The following is a 23,339-nucleotide window of genomic DNA, read 5'->3' as shown; positions in this document are numbered from 1 at the left end:
CAGCGGATCGCTGAAACAAAACGGGCCTGCGATTGCAGGCCCGTTTTCAGTTCAGACGTTAATAGACGGGGCAATCAACCATTGAGGGCGGCCCGTTCGTTCTCCAGGAATTCTTCTTCCAGCATCGCATCGGCCAGGGCAATCGACTCGGTCGGACCGTTGGTGGCGGCGCGCTTGCCGCGCAGTTTGCCAAACAGATGCTCCAGCTTGTGTTCCAGCTTGGTGGCTGCGCCTTCGATGGCGAGTTCCAGCGACTCAGCCTTGTGCGTCACCGAAATTGGCTGATGGCCTTTTGGCCGGGCTTCGAGCTGGCAACGCAAGTCATGGGGACCGGGCTTGTCGCCGTTCTCATCCCCCAAATGGACCTCGACCCGTGTCAGGTCTTCTTCGTAACGTTCGAGCGTGCTTTCAATGGTAGTACGTACCCACTCCTCCAGTCGGATGCTGCTTTGAATATGGTTATCGCTATTGACTTGGATTTGCATAGTTCATCCCTTATTTCGGCTAGCTCGCCAGGGGCCAATCGACGTTAGCGCAACGGCCCCTTGAGTACAGAGTCGGGCTGGCGGAAGAACAATTCAAGCCCTGGAAAAAGATAAATATTGATTTGCAAATAAAGCCGGACAACGGGCAAAAGCGCTGTTAATGTCGGGAGTTGCTTCGCCTCACCTCTCCCCTCGAAACGTCCTTTCCGACCTGCACCGCCAAAGGACATCCAGCGATTCCTGCCCCGAAACGGGCTACACCTAGAGCCTCATCCCAGAGCACCAGCGCGTAAGGCGCCGTGATCATTGTCCGACAGTTTTTCCGGCATGGCCCTTGCTAACTCCTCTACAGGAGCCTGCAGAAGCTACCGAACGCGGCGAGACGGCGATTCCCGGAGGCTGACGCCCTCCGCAACCTTTGGATGGACACGATCATGGAATGGCCGGTGGTCCGGTGTTGCGAACTAATCCCGATCATGGCCGGTCAACAACTGCACGTTCAATCAGGCGGTGACGCATCATGGACAACCCTTTTCAGATCATTACGGACGCCTTCGCGCCGCAGTATCAAATCAACCTGAGCATCCAGGGCCTGGACGGAAGCATCATGCTGACCCTGTCCAAGGCTGGGCGCATCGTCGCCAAGCGCATGATCAGCGCCCAGCAACGCAACGATCCGGAACGGCTGAGACGCTTGGTGCAAAGCATCCAGTTCGGGATTGCCATCGAACAGGGCCACAGCGCCGTGGCCATCCTCGAAGCCATGACCGGCGGCGACAACATCAAGGTGCCGCCACCCCAAGCCCAAGGCCCGGCGCCTTCTGCGGCCGGCCTCTAGATTTCACCCTTTTCCACTTCGGAATGTTCACTGGAACCCGCACCGATCTTGCGGTGCGGATGTTCGATCTTCACCGAAGGGAACTGCGACGAGGCGTAGCGCACCACCAGGATCGCGAACGCCAATAGCAGGATGCCGGCGCACAGGTAAATGATTCCCAGATCAGGCGGGCTGTGGTGCGAGACGTTGGAAATCAGCAGCCGCGTCAGCGCCGTGATCGCCACGTAGATCAAAAAACGAACAGGCATGTGGTTGGTCTTGAAATAGATCCCGACCATCGCACCCAATTCGAGGTAGATGAACAGCAACAGGATGTCATCGATCTTGATGTGTCCCGTTTCGATCATCTGCAGGAATTCCATCACCGCAGCCCATGCGGTCACCGCACCAATGGCGAACAGCGCCAGGTAGTGGAAAGTCTCGACGAACAGGTTGCCCAGCGATTCGGCCAGTTGATGCACGTTCTGGCGGAGGCTCTCGGCCCAGTTGATTTTCACGATGTAATTTCCTTAGGTCGACTCGACCGGATGATGCGGGTTGGACGTGACGGTTGTTCTGCATGCAGAAAAAAGGCCAGCAACCGAGGTGAGATGGCGACTGGCTGGTATTCGACACGTTGGCCACGAACATGCTTGTACGCGCAACACCCACTCAACCGGTCTACATTAAAAAGCCGCTACATTAAAAAGCCACTACCCAAGGCGTCGAGATTCGCTTATTCTTTCGCCTGTATATAAATACAGTAGTCGCACGATAACCAATGTGAAGGCATGTGAGGTGGTGAATGGCCGTCGAAGTGGTATACCGCAGCAGCCGAGATCTGGAGCGCTTGTTCATGGATAAAGCCGAAGCTGACCGTCATGACAAAATGCTGGAGCTCGCCGAATTGCTGGCCGAGGTGTTGCAAAAAGCCGTCCCATCGCTGAGCGAGCAACAGGTGGAAGAAGCCGGGATCTACATGGCGAAGAATCGCGATGTGTTCGCCAAGGCATTCAAGAGCCAGCCGGACGCCTTGTCCGAATTGCTCAACCCGTCAGACGAATGATCAAAAGATCGCAGCCTTCGGCAGCGCCTACACCGCGTAGGAGCTGCCGAAGGCTGCGATCTTTTTTATCAATAGAAACGACGCGGGTCCGAATCGATCAGGCTCGCCAATTTGGTCAGGGCGAAACGCAACTCGTCCTGGCTGGTGGGAGACATCAGCACCAGGCGCACGCACCGGGTTGTTGTCTCTGAACGCTCAGCCTGGAACTGGCTGCCGCTGAGCACCAACACGCCGTTGGCCCGGGCGAGCATGGTGAATTCGTCGCTGGTCCATGGCTCGGGAAGCGTCAACCAGACGTGATACGAGTAAGGCTGGGCCTTGAGCTCGAACCTGGCGAAGATTTCCTGGGCAATCGCTTGCCGCGCAGCCGCTTCGTTGCGTTGGATGCGAACCAGTTTCTTGTCCAGGCCCTCGGTGATCACGTTGCTGGCCAACTGTGCGGTCAACGGCGAGGGCATCCAGACGCTACTGCGCACCATCGAGGTCAAGCGCGACAGCAGTTTCGGCGGGCTATGGAGATAACCGATGCGAAGCGCCGGCATGACCGACTTGGACAGGCTGGTCAGGTACACCGAACGGTCCGGTGCAAAGGCGGCCAACGGCTTGGTCGAGGGATCGGTCGCGAGAAAACCGTAGATATCATCGTCCAGGATGATGAAGTCGAACTCTTCGGCCAGCGCCGCGATCTGTGCCCGGCGTTGTTGCGACATGATTGCCGCCGTGGGGTTCTGGCACGTCGCCACGCAAATCAACATGGCCGGTTTTTCCCGCAGGCACAGCTCGCGCAACGCCTCGGGAATGATGCCTTCGTCATCCATTGGCACGCCGCGCAGGCGACGCTCCAGGCCATGGGCAAGGGAGATGATGCCGGGATAGCAAAGCGCTTCGCACAGCACCAGGTCGCCAGCACGGGTCAAGGCGCTCATCGCTACCATCAAGCCATGCTGGGCACCCGACGTGATGACTACCTGTTGCCATTGGGCGTCGGGCAACGAATGGCGAAGCCACTGCGCCCCGGCCTCACGATGGGCCGGATGCCCACCGTCCGGGGCGTAATCCAGGGCGCGAGCGAAATCGGTGCTCCTGGCCATGCCCACCAGCGCACCCCGCAACCAATAATCCAGCGTCTCGCTGTAGGGCTTGATGATCGACAGATCAAGCAATTCAGGCTGGCCGAGGTTGAGCGCCACGGCGTTGTTGTTCGTCGCCAGTTCAAGTGGCTGGCGGTTGAGCACATAAGTGCCGCGTCCCACTTCCCCGCGCACCAAATGACGCCGATGGGCTTCGCTGTACGCCCTGCTAATGGTGCCCGGCGTGACATCCAACGCGCTGGCCAGCTCCCGCAGCGTCGGCAGCCGATCACCTTCATTCAACACTCCACTGTCGATATCGCGCGCCAGTGCATCGGCGATCGACAGGTACATCGGCTGGCTGGTGTCGCTTAGCTGGGGAACCCACATGAATGACGAATGCCCATCGTAGAAATGATCAAGGGCCGGAGCATATCACAAGGCCCAATACGGCTCATTCCGCGGAGCAACGCAAATTGATTCGATTGAATCTATTTACCGTTTTGCCAATACGCCAAGTCCTGATGATCGATCGTCTGCTGCGACGGCGAATTAAGCCCTAAAACCCCATCCATGGAAATATTTCAATGATCGATCATCACGCCTATTGAATCGATTCAATTTATTCAAATACACTCACGAAAATCGACTCAATCTGTTCCCTCCAATCCGCCAACATTCGGGCGCCCTGCGCGCCAAGCCGAGACCTCATGGACACAATCAGAAAGGATCTATCCCTCTCCGCGATCATCGCAGGCTTTATCGCCGTGATCATTTCCTACGCCGGCCCACTGATCATCGTGTTCCAGGCCGCCAAGGAAGCACAGCTGCCCAACGATGTGGTGTCGTCATGGATCTGCGCCATTTCCATTGGCAGCGGGGTGACAGGGCTGTTCTTGAGCTGGCGCCTGCGGGTTCCAGTGATCACGGCCTGGTCGACGCCGGGGGCGGCCTTGCTGGTGTCGATGCTGCCCACCGTTACCCTGCCCCAGGCCATCGGCGCCTACATCGTGGCTTCAGTGATCATCGCCGTGGTCGGCCTGTCTGGCGCGTTCGACAAACTGATGAGCCGCCTGCCCAAGGCCATTGCCGCCGCCATGCTCGCCGGCATCCTGTTCCGCTTCGGCGCCGGGCTGTTCACGTCCATCGAACTGCAACCGGTGTTGGTGCTGGCGATGATCGCGGCCTACCTGGCCTTCAAACGCTTCTCGCCACGCTACGCGATCCTGTCGGTGCTGATCATTGGCTGTGCGGTGGCGGCTTCGTTCGGCGAACTCAACAGCGGCTCGATCAACGTTGCGGTGGCCCATCCGGTCTTCATCGCCCCGCAATGGAGCTGGCACGCGATCATCAATATTGGCCTGCCGCTGGCGCTGGTCACCTTGACCGGCCAATACGTACCGGGCATGGCCGTGCTGCGCACTGCCGGCTATGACACACAGGCTCGCTCGATCATTTCGTTCACCGCCATCGGCTCGATCCTGATGGCTCCGTTCGGCTCCCATGGCCTGAACCTGGCCGCAATCACAGCAGCGATCTGCACCGGCCGCGAAGCCCATGAAGACCGCGACAAACGCTACATCGCCGGGATTGCCTGCGGGGTTTTCTACATTCTGATGGGCATCTTCGGCGCGACCTTGGCCTCGGTGTTCTCCGCGCTGCCGAAAGAACTGATCGCATCCCTCGCCGGCCTGGCCTTGTTCGGCGCGATCAGCGCCGGGCTGACCGGCGCGATGGCCGACGAGAAACAACGGGAAGCCGCGCTGATCACCTTCCTGGTGACAGCCTCGGGCATGAGCTTCCTTGGTTTGGCCGCCGCATTCTGGGGGCTGATCTTTGGTCTCGTGGCGCATTTCGCATTGAACTACACCCGGGAACGCCGGGCCGCCGTACTGGCCGATGGCAGCCGACCATGACGGTCCGCGATGACGTCATCGGTACAACAAACGCTCCGCCAACTCATCGGCCACCCGTGCCGGCGAGCGTTTTTCCGCTTGGGCGTGGGCGAAGACTTCCGTGAGCCGGGCGCCAATCTTCGACAAGTGCGCGGTGATGGTCGGCAACTCTTCGCCGCGATGTTTCAGGGCGACATAGATCAAGCCGCCGGAGTTGATCACGTAGTCGGGCGCATAGAGGATGCCCCGTCTCTCCAACTGATCAGCCACCTGCAAGTTGCTCAGTTGGTTATGGGCCGAGCCGGCGACCGCCGAGCAGCGCAGTTGCGCCACGCTGTGGCTGTTGAGCACGCCGCCGAGGCCGCAAGGTGCCAGGATGTCACACGGCGTGCTGAGCAATGCGTCGTTGGCGATGGGGTGGGCGCCCAATTGCTCCATGGCCAACTGGACCTTGCCGGGGTCGATGTCGCTGACCAGCAGTTCCGCGCCCGCCGCGTGAAGTTGTTCGGCCAGGGCATAACCGACGTTGCCCAGGCCCTGTATCGCGACGCGCAGGCTCTCCAGGTTATCGCTGCCCAGACGGGCCATCGCCGTGGCGCGAATACCGGCGAAGACGCCCATCGCCGCATGCGGCGCCGGGTCTCCCGAGGCGGTGGTGCTGGTGACATGACGGGTCTGCTGGGCGATGCAGTCCATGTCCGCCACTGACGTCCCGCTGTCGATAGCAGTAATGTAGCGACCGTCCAATTGCTCGATGCAACGACCAAAGGCTTCGAATAGCGCAGCCCGGCTTTCGACATGCGCCGGACGCATGATGACCGCCACTCCCCCGCCCACGGGCAAACCGGCCAGGGCAGCTTTATAGCTCATGCCCTGGGCCAGGCGCACGGCATCGGCCACGGCACTTTCGTCGTCGGGGTAGGAAAGATAACGACACCCTCCCAGGGCAGGCCCCGGACGGCTGCAATGAATGGCAATCACCGCCTTCAACCCGGTCACCGGGTCTACGCTTAAGTGCAGCGATTCAAGGCGGGAGCTTTGCATGAGAGCGAACATTGACAGGCTCCCGAATCACTTTTGTCTGTTTCGCCAGTATAGGCGTGCGCTCGAAAATTGCTGGAGTTCGCCGGAATAAGCACGAGTCGTTGCCTGTTATTTCGGCATAACCTGTTACCGCGTATTTGTGAGACTGGACGAAAACCCATGGCAGAGCTAAAACGAGGCATAGCCCGGAGATTGTGATGACGCCGCGCCAAGCCTTTTTTGATTGCCTGCACCGCTCTCCACCGGCGCTGTTCGAAGCAGCGCTATGGATTGCCGCTGAACATGACCGCGAGCTGGACGTACCGACGTTGCTGAAGGACTTCAAGGATTTGCAACGGCTAGTCAGCCATGGCCTGCCCATGTTGCCGGTCAGTGAATTGGGCCAGCCCTTGCTTCGACGCCTCAATGACCTGGGTTTCGCCCAGGATGATTCCACCCCGCTACGCCCTCGCGCAGCCTTGCTGGACAAAGTCCTGGCGCACAAACGGGGTCAGCCCCTGGCCCTCGGCCTGATCGCCCTGGAATTGGCCCGCGGCCTGGAGATCCCAATGGCCGGTGTCAATTTCCCCGGCCATTTCCTGCTACGCGTCCCCGGTGCCGACCATCTGCTCGACCCGTGCGGCGGCCGACGGCTGTACCCCAATGATTGCCGGGAATTGCTGCAGCGTCAGTACGGCGCGAACATGCCGCTCAAGGCTGAACATATGCTCAATGCTGAGCCGATGCAGATGCTGCAACGGTTGTCGCGCAACCTGCGGCAATTGCACCTGGCGAACGATGACTACATCGCTGCGCTGATCGATGCCGAACGAGTGCTCGAAATGGGCAATGCCAACGCCGCCGACTACCTGGCGCGCGCCAGCCTTTACCAGCGCCTCGACTGCCCCAACGCCGAACGCTTCGATCTGGAGCACGCGCTGATGCTCAGTGAGGATCCGATCCAGCGGCTGCGCCTGACCGAGCGGCTAGGACATCTGCCGCCCAATTCGATTGTGCATTGAGCGGGGTGCAGGGCTAGCAAACATAGGGTGATGGTTGAATCGCCTTCGCGAGCAGGCTCGCTCCCACAGGAATCCCACTCACCCCGTGTGGGAGCGAGCCTGCTCGCGAAGACGCCAGGCCAACCAACATCAATATCAAACAGGGGTATCTGGCTGATTCGCCGGATGCGCCCGCTGAAAGGCTTCATGCTTGGCCGCCAACGCCGCAACCCGCCGGATTCGCGGATAGGGTTGCAACGAGACATTGAACCGCTCGGCGGCGTACAGCTGTGGGATCAGGTACACGTCCGCCATGCCTGGCAGCGCGCCGAAGCAATAGCCGTCATCGCCAATCAATTGCTCCACCGCCGTCAGCCCCTGGCTGATCCAATCCGCGATCCACTCCGCCACCTGCGCTTCGTCGTGTCCCCACTTGCGCAGCTTGTTGAGCACGCTGACGTTGTGCAGGGGATGAATATCGCAGCCAATCAGCGCCGCGACACCCCGTTCGTGGGCGCGAATGGCAAGGTCGTTGCTGAGCAGCGGCACCTGTGGATAACGTTCTTCCAAGTATTCAATGATGGCCGGCGATTGCACCAGCAACGCCCCCTCATCAGTCCGCAGAGCCGGCACCCGCCCCTGCGGATTGATCGACATGTACGCCGGCTGGCGATGCTCGCCCCCCGGCGGGGCGATCAGGTTGATCGGCAGGGCCTGGTAATCCAGGCCCTTGAGCGCCAGGGCAATACGCACCCGATACGACGAAGTGGACCGGTAATAAGTATAAAGTTCCATGCCCCGCCCTCACCGTGCCGGCAGGATCTTGCCGCGACATTCGCCGAAGCCGATGGATGTCATGCCTTCACGACTGCAACGCGCGCGCAGGATGATTTCATCGCCGTCCTCAAGGAATTTGCGAACTTCGCCGGACGCCAGTTCGATCGGCTTTTTGCCGCCCTCGGTGATTTCCAGCAGGCTGCCGAATTGGCCGTTTTCCGGTCCCGACAACGTACCCGAGCCAAACAGGTCACCTGCCTGCAACTGGCAGCCGTTGACGCTGTGGTGCGCCACCATCTGCGCCACGGTCCAGTACATGTAGCGGGTGTTGCTGAGGGTCAACCGATGGGCCGACAAGTTCTGTTCGCGCATGGTTTCGGTCAGCAGCAGGACTTCCAGTTCGATGTCGAATGCACCGCCGGCCTGGTCACGCTTGTCCAGCAGGTACGGCAGCGGCTGCGGATCGCCCTCGGGACGCGCCGGTTGCGGACGACGGAACGGTTCCAGGGCTTCAGCAGTTACCACCCAGGGCGAGACGCTGGTCAGGAAGCTTTTCGACAGGAAAGGCCCCAGCGGCTGGTATTCCCAGGCCTGGATATCTCGCGCCGACCAATCGTTGAGCAGACAGAAACCGGCAATGTGCTCGGCAGCGTCACCAATGGCGATAGGCTCGCCCAAGGCGTTGCCTTGGCCAATCCAGATGCCCAACTCCAGTTCATAGTCCAACCGCGCACAGGGGCCGAATGTCGGCTCGGTCTGGCCAGCCGGCAAGGTCTGCCCCTTCGGGCGCCGCACATCGGTGCCGGACGGGCGGACCGTCGAGGCGCGACCGTGGTAGCCGATGGGCACGTATTTGTAGTTGGGCAGCAGCGGATTGTCAGGCCGGAACAGCTTGCCGACATTTTGCGCGTGCTCGATGCCGACGTAGAAATCGGTGTAGTCATTGATTTTCGCGGGCAAATGCATCTGGCAGTCCGCCGCGCGGGGCAACAGGCTGTCACCCTGGGCTTCGATCTTGTCCCGCAGCGGACTGTCCTCGCGCAGCAGCTCGAGGAGACGTTCACGCAAGGCGACCCGGGCGGTGCGGCCCAAGTCGAAGAAAGCGTTCAGTTGACCACCTTCCATGGCCGCGACAGCGTCGCCCGCCGCGCCTTCGAACAAGCCTGCCTGCAACGCTGCCTGCAGATCGAAAATCCGCTCGCCAATGGCAACGCCGCTCCGCGGGGCGCCGCCAGCGATGCTGAAAATGCCCAGCGGCAGGTTCTGCAGCGGGAAGTCGGCATGACCGTTGGCGGAGGCGACCCAACTGCGGATGGGGGAAACGTGATTCATGGATTATCTCCGGGTCGGGTCGAACGTGACTGGCAACGAGGCCCAGCAGGCATCGTAGTCCGTTTGCAATTGAGGGCAATCCAGGGCGAAACGGCTCGGGCGCAGCACTTGGCTGGTCTCGAACATGAACGCCATGGTGTTATCGATTTTCGCCGGCTTGAGTTCGGCATTGATGGCCTTGGTGCAAGTCTCGCCGTCGGGGCCATGGGCACTCATGCAGCTGTGCAACGACGCGCCTGCGGGCAGGAAACCTTCGGCCTTGGCGTCGTAGGCGCCCTGGATCAGGCCCATGTATTCGTTCATCAGGTTGCGGTGGAACCAGGGCGGACGGAAGGTGTTTTCCGCCACCATCCAGCGCGGCGGGAAGATCACGAAATCAAGGTTTGCCAGGCCGTGGACGCTGGTGGGGGAAGTCAGCACGGTGAAGATCGACGGATCCGGATGGTCGAAGCTGACCGTGCCGATCGTGTTGAATCGACGCAGGTCATATTTGTACGGCACGTTATTGCCGTGCCAGGCCACCACGTCGAAGGGTGAGTGATCCAGCTCGCAAGCCCACAACTCACCCAGGAATTTCTGCACCAGCGTGGTCGGTTGTGCGAGGTTTTCGTAATGGGCGACGGGCGTCAGGAAATCCCGCGGATTGGCCAGGCCATTGCTACCGATAGGCCCCAGGTCCGGCAATCTCAATGGCGCGCCATGGTTCTCGGCGATGTAGCCGCGGGCCTGCGGGTCGAGGAGCTCGACGCGCCACTTCAGCCCTCGCGGCAGCACGGCAATTTCCAGTGGCGCCAGCTCCAGCACACCCAATTCAGTGACGATCCGCAAACGCCCGAGTTGCGGCACGATCAGCCATTCGCCATCGGCATTGAAGAACACCCGCTCCATGGAGCAGTTCGCGCGATAGTGAAAGATGCTGATGCCGGTCGGTTTGTCCGAACCGGCGTTGGCTGCCATGCGCACCAGCCCGTCGATGAAATCGGTCGGCTGTGCAGGGATCTCCAGCGGGTTCCAGCGCAGGCGATTAGGCGTGACCTCGCCCAGTGGACCACCCGCCAATTGACGATCAAGCCTCACAAAGGCCGGATGATTGGCCGAGGGCCGGATGCGGTACATCCAGGTTCGCCGCGCTTCGCTGCGGGCCATGGTGAAAGCGGTGCCTGAAAACAGTTCGGCATACAGACCGTACGGTGCTTTCTGCGGAGAGTTCTGGCCAACCGGCAGGGCGCCAGGCAGCGCTTCGCTGGAAAACTCATTACCGAAGCCAGACAGATAAGCCAGATCCGACGCCGTGGAATCGAGGTTCATGGAGCCTCCTGAGATGCGGCCTGTTACATCGTGCAGTGTTCGAGGCGCACCGGGTTATTTTTATCGTAATCCAATTACGCATAACGTAATTTGCTCGACGACGACCGTCAAGCTATAAAGACGCCCATTCGCCCTCCGGACCCGCACTTCCATGGAAAACCTGCCCAGCAACGGTAAACAGAAAGTCCGCTCGGCCGAGGTCGGCACCGACATCCTCAAGGCGCTGGCCGAACTGTCCCCCTCCACATCATTGTCGCGCCTGGCCGAACACGTGCAGATGCCGGCCAGCAAGGTTCATCGCTATCTACAGGCGTTGATCGCCAGCGGATTCGCCGAACAGAACACCGCCACCAATCACTACGGCCTGGGGCGCGAGGCCTTGCGCGTGGGGCTGGCGGCCTTGAATGGCATGGATGTGCTGCAAGTGGCCGCCCTGCCCTTGGCCGAGTTGCGCGACGATTTGAACGAAACCTGTTTCCTGGCGGTGTGGGGGAACCACGGCGCGACCGTGGTGCGGATCGAGCCGGCCGTACGGGCCGTCACCGTGGTGACGCAACTGGGCTCGGTCTTGCCATTGCTCAGCTCATCCACTGGCCTGGTTTTCAGCGCCTACCTGCCGGCGCGCGAAACCGTCGAATTGCGCGACGAGGAAATCCGCGCCACCCGTGGCCATGCGCTGGCGGACGACCGGGCCTACGCGTCGCTGTGCGAACACATCCGCCAACGCGGCCTGCATCATGTCCACGGTTTGTTGATGCCCGGCGTAGATGCCTTGTCCGCGCCGGTTTTCAACGCCATGGGCCAAGTGACGGCGGTCATGACCATTGTCGGCCCGACGTCGTTGTTTCATGCCGATGAGAACGGCCCGGCAGCGCAACGCTTGTTGGCGGCGACCCGGGCCGTGAGCTGGCGGATGGGTTATGAGGCCAGCCCGGGGTCAGATCACGCAGCCCGGTAAGATCTCGATCAGCAAGTTATCGAGGCAGGCGATGTCAACGGTTAATTCATGACCCCCATCACCTTCGCCTTGGCGACCGCTTGCGTACGCCGCTGTACACCCAACTTGCTGTGGATTCGACGCGAGTGTGTTTTTACGGTGTGCAATGAAATGAATAATTGCTCGGCGATCTGTTGATTCGAATAACCTTGGGCAATCAATTCCAGCACTTCCAACTCGCGCTGGCTGAGCAGGGTCTCTTCGGTCTGCGCGGGTGGCTGCTCGATTTGTCCGGCCGATTCAAACCAGCGCAACAGTTCCGGCTGACGCAAGCGCAGCTCGCGCAGGGCTTGTTGCGCTCGCCAACAGGCGACACGCTGCAGGCCTTCCTGCAAGAGCGTACGCGCCTGGGAGCGGTCGCCGGTCAACCAAGCGACCTCAGCAAGGGCGAGGTACAACTCGGTTTCCAGACCATGCATTTCACTGCGCTGCGCCTGGGTGATCATGGCCGTGAGACGGGCCTGCGCGTCCTGTGCCCGGTGCAGATAGACCTCGGTCAGCACCAGCAGGTATTCAAGATGCGGGATCAGTTCCAGGGTGGCGGGCGGCGCCTGCTTGGCCTGCGGTCCGCAAAAATGCCGCAAGACGCGAGTCAGTACCTCATGGGCCAGTTCCGGGCGGCCCTGTTGCAGCCAGAACTGACAACTGGTTTGCAGCAATACACCACGGTACACCGTATCGGGAATGTGTCGCTGCTGCATGATGCGCTCGGCGTCGCGAAGCTGCATGAACGCCTCGCCATAATCGCCCTGGTTGGCGGCGAGGCAGGCCTTGCCAAGAAAGCCATAGAGCACCTGTTTGTCCTGGTTGCGCAGCCCCGTTTCCAGGCCCGCCTGAAAGTGCTCGTTGGCCTGCTCGTCCAGGCCCATTCGCAAGGACAGTCGCCCACGACGCAGGGCGATTCTTCCCAGCAACGCGGAAAAATCCTGCCCAGGCTTATCAAGCAATGCCTGGACAGCACCCAGCAGGTGGTCGGCCCGGTGAGGAGCACCCCGTTGCTCCAGGATCTGGGCATGATCCAGTTCGAGCAGGCCTTCAAATACCAGAGAATCTTGCGCGCGCGCCAGGCAAAGTGCCTGGCGATTGATCCATTGTGCAGAAGCCAATTCGCCTTTCAGTAACGCCTGCTGTGTCTGACCAATCAGGCACAGTACCCGCAGCGACCAGGCGTCCGGGCCCAGGCTGGCCTGGGCCTGGAGAAAATGTTCACGGGCCTGTTCGCCGTCACCCCGAAGATGCAGCAACCATCCGCGCAGGACCTGCCATCGGGCAATCAACTGTCGCTGTTGGCAAGCCAGGGGCTGGGGCATGAATTTGACCAACTGTTCGATGCAGGCCTCGGCCTGGTCGAAACGTCCGGCAAACATCAAGGCCGTGGTCACCAGGCCTACCGATTGCGCCGTCCCGAGCGACAGCGCTTCACCCTGCTGGTCGTGCAGGTTCAGCAAGAGCTGGACGTTGTTGCGTTGCAACACATGCTCGAAATTCAAATGCTGGAGAAAACTGACGGCGGCCTCGAATTCCTCGGCCTGCATGGCTTGTTCGAACGCCATGGGCCAATCCTGCTCGGCGGCGAACCACTGGCAGGCCCGTCGGTGCCACGAACGACCCTGGGGCCAAGGTTCATCACGCACCAGCCGGGCCAGCGGCGGGAAAATCTGCAGCCAGTCCGACGACGCTTCCCACGGTTCGATAAAACAGCCCAGGTCCCGCAACAGGGGAAGGCACTCAGCCCCCACGGTGTCACCAAACAGATGCTCGCAGAGCCGGGCATTGAAACGCGGCAGATGCGCCAGCACACGCCAGGCCTGGGCCAACTCGGGCGTGAGGGTGCCGAACAATTCGTATTCCAGGTAATCGAGCAAGGTACCGGGACGACCCGGCGCGGCGTGACGACGCGCCCACTCACAACGCTCCAGCAATGTGATGCGCACCCCGGCACACCACCCACCGCTGCGCTGGATGACTTCGCGAGCGGTGCGGGCCGCCAACGGGCCCGGCAAATGAGTGAGGAACTGCTGGACATCGTCGACACCAAACGCCAGGGCTTTCGCGTCGAATTCGTACAGTTCGTCATCGAGCAGCAGGCGCGGCCAGTTGCAGTGAGGACGCCGGCGGCCATTGAGCCACAGGTGCAGCGCGGGACTGCTGACGTTCAACAAACGGTCGAGCAATTGGTCCAGCTCAGGATTGGGCACCCGGCAATAATCGTCGAGGAACAGCCAGGTGGGGGTTTGCAAACGGGCCAGATGGGCCGACAGGCTTGCTTCATCCGTGACGGGCAGGCCAAGGGCTTGCGCCAGGTATTCGCACAATTGCGCGGCATCGATCGCCGTGCCCGCCAGCGGCAGCCAATGCAACCGGCACTCCGCCGGCGCCTGGAGGAAACACTCGGCGAACAATGCGCTCTTGCCGCTGCCTGCCGGCGCGCAAAGCAGCTTGACTCGTGCCTCGGACGCCAACAGGGGCTCGCTCAACGACCGGCGCGACACGTGCGTCGAAGACAGGCGAGGCAACAGCCCAGGACGGTCCGAACACGGAGTCATGGCGGTCATTGTGCGAGGTCCCTTTTATTGTTGTTCCATCACCCTAGACCTCTGTCGACCACCTTAGGAGAAATATTCAGCGCGCTGATTGGCGGCCATAAAAAAAAGACCGGCAGCTCGGCTGCCGGTCTTCGGTTTGCGTATTTTCTCCTAAGGGCGATTGGGGCCGCTGCGCGGTCCAGCGGGAGCAAGCTCCCTCGCCACAGTGCCAGCCGCTTTAGCGAACCCCACTCGAACGCAGCGCCGCCGGGGTGTAGTCGGCTGCCCGAGCCTCGAAGCCATAGACGTAGGCGTGCTTCTCTTCGTTTTTCATCCCCAGGGCAATGTAGCGGCCAGCGATAATGTCGTAGAGCGCTTCAAGCGTGTAGCCCGGGTTCTGATGGTCGTAGTAGAACTGGGCATGACCTTCGGCGACGCGCCACAACTGGCCGCGGCCGTCATAGTGGTCCACCAGCGCTGCCTGCCAGCTGTCCTCGTCGATGTACATGTGGCGCTTGGCGTAGATGTGCCGCTCGCTGGGCTTGACCGTACCGATCACTTCCCAGACCCGGTGCAACTCATAGCGAGTCAGGTCCTGGTTGATGTGGCCGGCCTTGATCACGTCGTCATACTTGAGGCTCGGCGAATCGAGTTTGTAGCTGTTGTACGGGATGTACATTTCCTTCTTGCCGACCAGTTTCCAGTCGTAACGATCCGGCGCACCGGAGAACAGGTCGAAGTTGTCGGAGGTACGCAACCCATCGGCGGCGGTCCCCGGGCCGTCATAGGCCACTTGTGGGGCGCGACGAACGCGGCGCTGGCCGGCATTGTAGATCCACGCCAGGCGCGGCTCTTTCACCTGGTCAAGCGTCTCGTGTACCAGCAACACGTTACCGGCCAGGCGCGCCGGGGCTGTCACCTCCTGCTTGAAATAGGTCAGCACGTTGCTGGCTTTTTCCGGGTCGGCGTCCTTGATCAGGAACGGCACGGCGATCTCTTCTTCAAAGCGGATCGGCGTGAAGCTGCCGTTGGTCTGCGGCGTGGCCTGGGTGATGACTCGCCGCAGGTTGCCGCCGTGATAACGGGTAATGTGGTTCCACAGCACCTCAACGCCGTTCTTCGGAATCGGGAACGCGTAGTAGCGGTTGCCGGTGAAATTGGCCAGGCCGTTGCCGTCGTTGATCGCGTTCACATTGAGCGCGCTGCGCTTGGCCGCTTCATAGACTTCCGGCGGCAGGCCGACGCTGCGATGGGTCGGGTAGACCGGGATCTTGTAGGTCTCCGGGTAGCGCTTGAACATCGCGACCTGGCCGTCGGACAGCTTGTCCTTGTACTTGTCCACGGTCGCGGCGGTGATGGTGAACAGCGGTTTTTCGTTGGCGAACGGGTCGGCCAGGAAGCCCTTGCTGTCCACTGCACCGGCGTTTTTCGCAATGCCGCCGGTCCAGGCCGGAATCGAGCCATCGGCGTTACCGGCCTTCTCCGCGCCCAGCGGCGTCAGGCTGGTGCCCAGTTTGTTCGCTTCCTCCGGCGACACCGCCGCCATCACGTTCGCGGCCAGCAGGCTCAAGGCCAGGGCACCGCATTGCAGGATCATCTTGCGCATTGGGTTTTCCTTGTCAGCCAGATCAGAAGTTCACGCCGAAGCTCAGCGCGAGGAAGTCGCGGTCTTCGAGAACGTTGTAATCGCCGCCGAAGAAATCGGTGTAGCTCAGGCTGGCGGTGTAGGTGTTGCGGTAATCGGCATCGACACCCACGCTGATGGCCTTGGCGCCTTCGTTGAACAAACCGTTGGGGCCATAGCCGGCCACGTCATGGGACCAGGACACGTTGGGCTTGAAGTTCACTCCGCCGATGACGTTGGAGTAGTCGAGGATCGCCCGGGCACGGTAGCCCCAGGACGTCGAGGTGACGAAACCGTCGGTGTCGCCGTTGAAGCCGTACTGGCCGTAGACCGAGTCACGGCCATAACGCAGCTTGTCCTTCGATTCGAGGCCACCGACGTGCACGACCGCCGCCTCGCCCACCACAGTCAGGCGATCGGCGCCCAGGACCTGGTCGAAGAAATGGGTCAGGGTGCTCTGGACCTGGGTGACTTCCTTGCGGCGATAGCCGGTGTTGTCGGCGCCTGCCGAAGTGGCGATGGGGGATGCGGCGCCGCCGGCGATCGGGTTCACCAAGGCGAGGGTCAGGTCGTTGGTGTTGACCTGTACGGGTGCGTTGGGGCGATAGCTGATTTCGCCGGTCCATGCGGTGCCGGTGGGCAGCGTGGTGGAGAAGCTTGCGCCGTACAGGCGGATGTCTTCAGGGTATTCAAGGTAATAGCCACCGCGGCCAAGCATGACACTTTGGGCCAGCGACCGCCCCGCTCCGGTGTTGGGTGCAAGCCCATCGGCAATCAGCATCATGCCAGGCAACGCGGCCAATGTGGACAGGCCTGCCGTAGTGGTTCCAACGGTCGGCGTACGGCTGTGGTAGTTCATGAAGTACAAGCCGTACTCCGTGTCATCACCGAGCCAACGCAACGCCGTGCCCCATTGCCCGGAATCCCGCGCATCGCGGTCAGCACCACGCGCAATGACAACGCCTTCGTCAGTCACCTGGATGCCCTGACCAAAGGTCTGGGTCAACGGCACGAACGGTGCAATCGCCGGGCTGCCCACCGTGTACCCGCTGGTGCAACCATCAGCCACCACATCGTTACCGAAGAACGTCCCGCAGTTGTCGACGACCGTCTGGTCCCACTCCAACTGGTAGAAACCTTCGATGGTGAGTTTGTCGGTCAAGCCCTGGGAGGCGAACAACATATTCACCGGAATCAGGCCTTCCTTGATCTCCGCACCCGGACGGCGGAATGCGGACACGTCGATCGGGTTGATGCTGTTGATAGAGTTACCGATGAAAGTACTTTCACCCCAACTGACCACCTGCTTGCCGGCGCGCACGGTGCCGGGCAAATCGGCGATGGAATAGTTGTGATAGACGAAGGCATCGAGAATTTCCGCGCCTGACGACTTGGCGCCCTCTTTGCGATTGCTGTCGCTGATGTCCTTGAACTCACGGTTTTCATCCTTGAGCTCGAAGTCGTACCAATACTTGCCACGCACGAACACACCGGTGTCGCCGTACTTGAGCTCCAGGTCGTGCAAGCCCTTGAAGATTTTCGAAAAGGTCTCGCCCTTCTTGAAGTTCAATCGTCCATCATCGCCGGTGGAGGATTGCCCCCTGCCCCCGTTGACCGTACCGACCAGATCCTTGTCGGCATCGCGCATGCCCCAGCTCGCGCCAACGGACAGCGAGGAGTCAAACTGACCTTCGATTTCGCCAATGTTGAAAGAAACGGCCTGCGCCTGGGCACAGCAACCCAAGGCCACCGCGACGGCCAGCGCCTGCGGCTTGAAGATGGCGCGCATTGTTATTGTTGTCATGCGTCTTCCCCGGTGAGTGACAGAGCCTTCACCCTACTTGCGCACGTCATGGGCGATAAGCGCACCAAGGGGGTATTCGCGCTGTACCTAAAAAGGATTACAGCCCGTGCGGCAAAGGCTTCTGCGTGGAGTATGAACAGACTGGATGATGGGTCATCAACGCCGCGCATGGGCAATGCCGACCTTCGCGACTGTTGCGCGCACCGCAACAGTGCATGTCCGAAACCGGGCTGTTTCCCGCAGTGCCCGATCCCTATGCTGGCCGGGCTTGCAGGGCAACGGGCCTGCAGGCACAAGTCGCCCGGCGTCCCTCGCGCCTGGCGCACCGTCATTCGGATGGATTGCACATCGATCCATCGTCCCCGTGTACGACTGACGTTGATTTGTAGCTCCTTTACAACGTCACGCTTGGGCCGCTGCTTTTGCAGCGGCCTTTTTTATTGCGGGTTTATTCCTAAACAAAAATTTCTCGTTTCCTACAACTTTGTCGGAAACGCTCACCTGCCCAACTTATTTGATTAACGCCATAGTTGTTCCGCGGTTTTAGACCTCTGGACGGATGCAGCGTCGATAGGTGAAGGGGCACCTATTGCGTCGCAGATTGCGGATCAGTTGAGGGGAGGGGGAAAGTTTAGAAATTTTAAAGGCTTTAGAAAGAGGTTTTGGAAGGCTGTTGCTGCTGATCCGATACTTTCGCAACAATTTAATCAGCACAACCTAATTCGAATGAAGAAGGGGCTATCAGCTATTACGCATGAACGTGAACCTCGACAATATCAACGTAATGACGCCTAAGCGGCACGTCGAAACCCACCGAGAGCACAAACAATGACCCGCTCGATAACGGTATGACAGAGTCTGAATTTCTCGCATTTGTAATAGGAATCTGCAACTTAGACTATCCCTCGGATGAGACTCATATAGGCGCCATCCTAGAATTCAAAAGGACATCAGAGCACCCTGCTGGGTCGGACTTAATCTATTATCCAGACGATGGCAAGGACTGCCCGAAAGAAATAGTAAGCAAAGTGAAAAACTGGCGCGCCGCCAATGGCAAGCCGGGATTCAAGCAACCATGATCCAATTTATTGGGGCCCTTTCTCTGCCGACAGATGCAGCGAAAGGGCTCATTTTATCCGCGCAGCCTCGCTCATATGAAGAATGGACATGCGGGCAACTCCACGGCAATAGGGCTTCGTAATCTTCGACCTAGGATGCTTGTGGCAGGCGCCCCAATGCGCGACGCAGCTACGCATATCCAGCATCACTTGGCAGCTTTGAACGTGTAGTTTATGGAGCGGTTACGCTGTTTTTTGCAGCGAATTTTATCTGTAGGTTGTTTCTCGATAATAAACTCTCGATTCCTACAACTCTGTCGGAAACGCTCACCTGCCCAACCTATTTAATTAACGCCATAGTTGTTCCGCGATTTGAGGCCAGGAACGACTATTCCCGGCAATCCAAGTCGCACTGCCTATTTGCCTATACGCATCGATAAGGAAGTCGACATGCCACAAGAAAAAAATATCCGTGTTACCCACGGCAGGCCCATGACGCCAAGTTCGTCTTCCAATAAGGGGGGCGGACCGGGCGGACCGACAGGCGGGGGCGGAAGTTTTTATTCCGGGTTTGAGCACGGTGGTTTTGACTCGGTGGAAGCGCTGGTTGATATCACCGTGACGGACACTGCAAAAAGCGCAAAAAAGGATTATGAAACCAAGTCACGGCAACTTCCGAGAACGATCGAGAAAGAACTGACGGCGGCTGGACTGGAGGGCTCGCCCCCTTCAAGTTCCCCTGTAGATACCCTTACACGTGAACTGGCCGTGCGCCACAAACTTCTAGCGCGCAAGGCCGCTGAACTAAAACAGCAAACAGCGCTTGCCAATCAGTTTTTCGGCGTCGATCCCCTCAGCAAACCTGTATCGGAGTTCCACCGAAAAGCCCGCGCCATGGAAAGGCCGATCCGCCCGAACGGCGCCGCGATAAAGTCTTGGACGGCCTCTTATAAGGCAGCGTACGAAGCAAAACTGCTGGCCCAAACCATTCGGTTGTTGAATGAACAGCAAGCCGAAATGCAGAAAAAGTTGACTGCCGCCCAAGCCCAGGAACGGGCCAGGAAGGCAGCTCAACAATTGGCCGCTGAAACGGCTCGCAAAGCGAAGGAGACCAAGGAAAGAGAAGCGCTTGCCCTAAGGGCCGAAGCCCAACGCCTGGCTCAGGAACAGGCTCTGCGCCAGGCCCAGTTGGCTGGCGCGTTCATCATTCCGGGCGCGACCGCCGCAGCCGGACCGGTACTCGTCCCCGCCGGCAACAACGCGGACACAAGCCCGATAACGAGCTTGGCTATCAGGGCTGCGCTACGAGCCGCAGTCGCCATGGCTGTCGAGTCGCTCACTGCGTTGGCAGGGGCGACGCTGGCAGGGGTCGGGGCGCTGCTCTATTCCTCCAAGTTGGCCAATGGCGAGTTACCCGAGCGATACGCGTTAAGCACGCCACTTTCAGAACTCACGCCAACACAACACCACGACTTGCACGCCATAGCGGCAATTGGCGGAGCCGTTGACTTGCCGGTGCGCCTCACTTCCCAAGCGGAGGCGGACGGCCAGTTCGAAATCCTCGTGATCAACACCGACGGCGTCACTCATCCGTCGACAGTCAGGGTGGTGGCGGTTGCCTATAACAAAGAACAGAACCTCTACACCGCGACAACTGAAGACACCCCACCCAGGACCTTGACCTGGACACCGGTCGTTCAACCCGGAAACAACTCCACAACGCTCCCCGCTGAACCGCCCGCCCCACCTGTTCATACAGGCGCATCGGTAACGCCCATCGTGGGGAGGATCGATCCCTTCCCCGAAATTACCGCAGACAGCTTCGACGATTATGTCTTCGTTTTCCCAATCGACTCAGGCCTGGCGCCTCTGTACGTCATGTTCAGGGATCGGCGGCAAGACCCTGGGGTCGCGCTGGGGACGGGAACCCCCGTTACGGGAATCTGGACGGATGCAGCATCGATAGGTGAAGGGGCACCTATTTCGTCGCAGATTGCGGATCAGTTGAGGGGAAAGGAGTTTAGGAATTTCAGAAAGTTTCGGGAGAGCTTTTGGAGGGCGGTTGCTGCTGACCCGATACTTTCGCAACAGTTTGACCAATACAATCTAGAACTAATGAAAAGAGGAATGTCAGCTATTGTCATTAAATCTGAACGCGTCGGCAGTCGCAGCAAGTATGAGCTACACCATAAAGAATATATCCATCTAGGCGGCGAGATTTATAATATTGACAACATCAACGTAATGACACCTAAGCGACACATAGAAACCCACCGGGAGCACAAAAATTGAAAAGATCAATAGCGGAAATGACCGAGTCCGAATTTTTGGTATTTTTGATAAAAATCTGTTATGTAGATTACCCCTCGGAAAAAGCCCACACTGCAGCGGTTTTTGAATTTGAAAGAATTTCGGAGCACCCCTCCGGCTCAGATCTGATCTATCATCCGGAAGACGGCCATAACAGCCCCGAAGAGATAGTAAACAAGGTAAAAAACTGGCGCGCCGCCAATGGCAAGCCGGGATTCAAGCAACCCTGATCCAATTTATTGGGGCCCTTTCGCTGTCGGCAGATGCAGCGAAAGGGCTCATTTGATCCGCGCAGCCTCGCTCATATGAAGAATGGACATGCGAGTATTCCTGGCGTGCCGCCAACGGAAAACCGGGATTCAAACAGTCCTGATTTACTACAAAACAACAGTTCCTTTCGTCCTCCATTCTCACCGACAGGCACAACATGCACCTTCTCTACCCCAGTGATCCCTTCAATAAAAAACGTCCCGACGAACAGTACACGGAAGAATACGACGCCGTCGTAGCGGCTGGATTGAAGACGGTGTTGTTCTCTTTCGAAGATTTCGAAGCGGGATTTTTCAGGACTTCCATACCATTCACGCCCGGCGACACCGTTCTGTACCGCGGATGGATGCTGACAGTGGATGCTTACGCGGCGTTGGTCAGTCACTTGCGCGACCAAGGCGCTATTGCGACGACCAGCCCCACGCAATACCGGCACTGTCATCACCTGCCGGAGTGGTATCCATTGCTAGCGGCCTTTACGAGCGAGACCGTGGTATTGGCCGATGATGCGGACTTTGAACAGGCGCTGGATGGGCTGCACTGGCCGGGCTACTTCATCAGAGATTACGTGAAATCTCTCAACACGGGCGCCGGCAGCCTGGTGGACACGCCTGCGGATATAGCACCGCTCGTTGGACTGATGCGCCAGTATCGGGGGCAGATAGAAGGCGGTATCTGCGTGAGGCGACGAGAGAGCTATCTCGAAGAAACCGAGCGTCGGTACTTTGTTCTCCATGGGCAAGCATACGGAGCTACAGGAGAACTGCCGGAATTGGTGAGTAAGTGCGCAAAAATGATCGACAGCCCTTTTTTCTCGATTGACGTAGCGCTCCGGTCAGACGGTGTACTTCGGGTGGTGGAATTGGGAGATGGCCAGGTCTCGGACCGTAAGGAATGGTCGGCGGAGTATTTCGCCTCGATGTTGAATCGTCTGGAAAATGAACACAATTAAGCTACCTCTGCTCCCTTATCCAGACCAACCCGTATGGCCGCTTGTCAGGCGGCCCATTACTCATAACAATTAATATCTTAATTGCAGTTAATAAAAACCCTCAACCTCCTAGCGCCAGTTCCTACAACAAAGCCAGAACCCAACTACGCGCACATAAAAAATTCGCTGTTACGCTCAAACCAATCGCAGCATTTCGCTTCGATTTAATCACCAGCGGATTTTGGTATGCAGATAAACAATACAAGCTATCGGTCAAAAAAAGGTTTTAACAGTCGCATTCGCTTTCTGGTGTTTCATTACACGGCCGGCAACTTCGAGTCTTCGATTAACACGTTAACCGGCCCTTCCGTCAGTGCCCATTACCTCATACCCGACTTCGCCGACCCCGGTTATTTGAAAGCGGGTTTTGAATCCCCCCAGGTTTTCAATCTGGTCGACGAAACCCAGCGCGCCTGGCATGCCGGCGTGAGCAGTTGGGGTAATCGCAGCAACTTGAACGACACGTCGATCGGTGTGGAAATCGTCAACCTGGCAACTGACTATCAAGGCCAATTTACCTTTCCGCCTTATAAGGCCCAGCAAATCGAGGCCATCGAATACCTGGCATTGGATATTCTCAAGCGATACCCGGACATCAGTCCGGTCAATGTGGTGGGGCATTCGGACATCGCGGCAGGGCGTAAAAGTGACCCCGGCCCGATGTTCCCGTGGCATGCGTTGTATCTCAAGGGAATCGGGGCCTGGTTCGATGAGGCCACCCAGGATACGTTCGTGCAGGCGTATCGAGCCAACGGGATTCCCCTTCGGGAACAACTGCTCGGGCAGTTCAAGCGATATGGATATGACACTTCGGCCGCCGCCACGGTCGCCGGTTTCCAACGACTGGTACGGGCCTTCCAGCTGCACTTCCGTCCGGCAAAACATGACGGCGTGGTGGACATCGAGACCGCCGCGAACCTGGCGGCCCTGGTGAAGAAGTATTTTCCCTGAGCAGGTCGCCGCTGCCGACGACAACCGGCCCGGGC

General features: G+C 59.2%; 21 protein-coding genes. 11 read left to right on the top strand and 10 right to left on the bottom strand.

Annotated features, from left to right (window positions below; translation table 11 throughout):
* Positions 1-74: 74 nt before the first annotated feature.
* On the bottom strand, positions 75-485 hold the full coding sequence (locus FHK92_RS08415; RefSeq protein WP_181287647.1) for an HPF/RaiA family ribosome-associated protein: 411 nt from the start codon (positions 483-485) through the stop codon (positions 75-77).
* A 520-nt stretch (positions 486-1,005) separates the two neighbouring features.
* On the opposite strand from FHK92_RS08415, the gene FHK92_RS08410 reads away from it, so the two are divergent.
* Positions 1,006-1,323: a DUF3509 domain-containing protein gene (locus FHK92_RS08410; RefSeq protein ID WP_181287646.1), complete on the top strand. Its 318-nt coding sequence runs from the start codon at positions 1,006-1,008 to the stop codon at positions 1,321-1,323.
* Here the strand turns inward: FHK92_RS08410 and FHK92_RS08405 are convergent.
* Positions 1,320-1,820 (bottom strand): phosphate-starvation-inducible protein PsiE, encoded by a 501-nt coding sequence (locus FHK92_RS08405; RefSeq protein WP_181287645.1) that lies wholly within the window; start codon positions 1,818-1,820, stop codon positions 1,320-1,322. The genes FHK92_RS08410 and FHK92_RS08405 overlap by 4 nt on opposite strands.
* A gap of 287 nt (positions 1,821-2,107) precedes the next feature.
* Between FHK92_RS08405 and FHK92_RS08400 the strand changes: the two genes are divergently transcribed.
* A complete protein-coding gene (locus tag FHK92_RS08400; RefSeq protein ID WP_003205410.1) occupies positions 2,108-2,368 on the top strand; it encodes a YebG family protein in 261 nt (86 codons plus the stop codon).
* Positions 2,369-2,436: 68 nt separating this feature from the next.
* On the opposite strand, the gene FHK92_RS08395 is transcribed toward FHK92_RS08400, so the two are convergent.
* Entirely contained in the window at positions 2,437-3,828 is a 1,392-nt protein-coding gene (locus FHK92_RS08395) for an aminotransferase-like domain-containing protein (RefSeq protein WP_181287644.1), read from the bottom strand.
* A gap of 320 nt (positions 3,829-4,148) precedes the next feature.
* On the opposite strand from FHK92_RS08395, the gene FHK92_RS08390 reads away from it, so the two are divergent.
* Positions 4,149-5,354, top strand: coding sequence for a benzoate/H(+) symporter BenE family transporter (locus FHK92_RS08390; protein WP_181287643.1), 1,206 nt, complete (start codon positions 4,149-4,151; stop codon positions 5,352-5,354).
* Between the two features lie 15 nt (positions 5,355-5,369).
* On the opposite strand, the gene FHK92_RS08385 is transcribed toward FHK92_RS08390, so the two are convergent.
* Positions 5,370-6,389, bottom strand: a complete 1,020-nt coding sequence (locus FHK92_RS08385; RefSeq protein WP_030139906.1) for a Glu/Leu/Phe/Val dehydrogenase family protein — start codon at positions 6,387-6,389, stop codon at positions 5,370-5,372.
* A gap of 185 nt (positions 6,390-6,574) precedes the next feature.
* Here FHK92_RS08385 and FHK92_RS08380 point away from each other — a divergent pair, with 185 nt between their 5' ends.
* Entirely contained in the window at positions 6,575-7,378 is an 804-nt protein-coding gene (locus FHK92_RS08380; protein WP_181287642.1) for a SirB1 family protein, read from the top strand.
* A gap of 135 nt (positions 7,379-7,513) precedes the next feature.
* Here the strand turns inward: FHK92_RS08380 and maiA are convergent, their stop codons facing one another.
* Genes maiA through hmgA form a run of 3 tightly spaced genes read right to left on the bottom strand, consistent with a single transcriptional unit; the run spans position 7,514 to position 10,774 of the window.
* On the bottom strand, positions 7,514-8,152 hold the full coding sequence (gene maiA / locus FHK92_RS08375; RefSeq protein WP_181287641.1) for a maleylacetoacetate isomerase: 639 nt from the start codon (positions 8,150-8,152) through the stop codon (positions 7,514-7,516).
* A 9-nt stretch (positions 8,153-8,161) separates the two neighbouring features.
* Entirely contained in the window at positions 8,162-9,466 is a 1,305-nt protein-coding gene (gene fahA / locus FHK92_RS08370) for a fumarylacetoacetase (RefSeq protein ID WP_181287640.1), read from the bottom strand.
* Positions 9,467-9,469: 3 nt separating this feature from the next.
* The gene (gene hmgA, locus FHK92_RS08365; protein ID WP_181287639.1) at positions 9,470-10,774 is read right to left on the bottom strand and encodes a homogentisate 1,2-dioxygenase; all 1,305 of its coding nucleotides are present in this window, start codon (positions 10,772-10,774) and stop codon (positions 9,470-9,472) included.
* A gap of 151 nt (positions 10,775-10,925) precedes the next feature.
* Between hmgA and FHK92_RS08360 the strand changes: the two genes are divergently transcribed.
* A complete protein-coding gene (locus FHK92_RS08360; RefSeq protein WP_181287638.1) occupies positions 10,926-11,732 on the top strand; it encodes an IclR family transcriptional regulator in 807 nt (268 codons plus the stop codon).
* 41 nt (positions 11,733-11,773) lie between these two features.
* Here the strand turns inward: FHK92_RS08360 and FHK92_RS08355 are convergent, their stop codons facing one another.
* The 3 genes from FHK92_RS08355 to FHK92_RS08345 form a co-directional block, all read right to left on the bottom strand.
* On the bottom strand, positions 11,774-14,326 hold the full coding sequence (locus tag FHK92_RS08355) for a LuxR C-terminal-related transcriptional regulator (protein WP_181287637.1): 2,553 nt from the start codon (positions 14,324-14,326) through the stop codon (positions 11,774-11,776).
* A 208-nt stretch (positions 14,327-14,534) separates the two neighbouring features.
* A complete protein-coding gene (locus FHK92_RS08350) occupies positions 14,535-15,902 on the bottom strand; it encodes a DUF1329 domain-containing protein (protein WP_181287636.1) in 1,368 nt (455 codons plus the stop codon).
* A gap of 22 nt (positions 15,903-15,924) precedes the next feature.
* Positions 15,925-17,724: a DUF1302 domain-containing protein gene (locus FHK92_RS08345; protein WP_181287635.1), complete on the bottom strand. Its 1,800-nt coding sequence runs from the start codon at positions 17,722-17,724 to the stop codon at positions 15,925-15,927.
* Between the two features lie 570 nt (positions 17,725-18,294).
* On the opposite strand from FHK92_RS08345, the gene FHK92_RS28125 reads away from it, so the two are divergent.
* The 6 genes from FHK92_RS28125 (at position 18,295) to FHK92_RS08320 (ending at position 23,304) form a co-directional block, all read left to right on the top strand.
* Complete coding sequence (locus FHK92_RS28125; protein ID WP_375154605.1) at positions 18,295-18,519, top strand: hypothetical protein; 225 nt, start codon at positions 18,295-18,297, stop codon at positions 18,517-18,519.
* A gap of 53 nt (positions 18,520-18,572) precedes the next feature.
* The gene (locus tag FHK92_RS08340; protein WP_181287634.1) at positions 18,573-18,803 is read left to right on the top strand and encodes a bacteriocin immunity protein; all 231 of its coding nucleotides are present in this window, start codon (positions 18,573-18,575) and stop codon (positions 18,801-18,803) included.
* Between the two features lie 429 nt (positions 18,804-19,232).
* Positions 19,233-21,074 carry an S-type pyocin domain-containing protein gene (locus tag FHK92_RS08335; RefSeq protein WP_181287633.1) on the top strand — a complete coding sequence of 614 codons (1,842 nt, stop codon included), beginning with the start codon at positions 19,233-19,235 and terminating at the stop codon, positions 21,072-21,074.
* Positions 21,071-21,322 (top strand): bacteriocin immunity protein, encoded by a 252-nt coding sequence (locus FHK92_RS08330; RefSeq protein WP_181287632.1) that lies wholly within the window; start codon positions 21,071-21,073, stop codon positions 21,320-21,322. The genes FHK92_RS08335 and FHK92_RS08330 overlap by 4 nt, the downstream gene beginning before the upstream one ends.
* A gap of 197 nt (positions 21,323-21,519) precedes the next feature.
* Positions 21,520-22,314, top strand: a complete 795-nt coding sequence (locus tag FHK92_RS08325) for an ATP-grasp domain-containing protein (protein WP_181287631.1) — start codon at positions 21,520-21,522, stop codon at positions 22,312-22,314.
* Between the two features lie 225 nt (positions 22,315-22,539).
* Entirely contained in the window at positions 22,540-23,304 is a 765-nt protein-coding gene (locus FHK92_RS08320; protein WP_181287630.1) for an N-acetylmuramoyl-L-alanine amidase, read from the top strand.
* Positions 23,305-23,339: the final 35 nt, after the last annotated feature.

The organism is Pseudomonas brassicacearum subsp. neoaurantiaca (assembly GCF_013608025.1).
Classification (GTDB): Bacteria; Pseudomonadota; Gammaproteobacteria; order Pseudomonadales; family Pseudomonadaceae; genus Aquipseudomonas.
The sequence above is the reverse complement of the archived record's forward strand: the minus strand, read 5'-3'. Positions and strand labels throughout refer to the sequence as shown.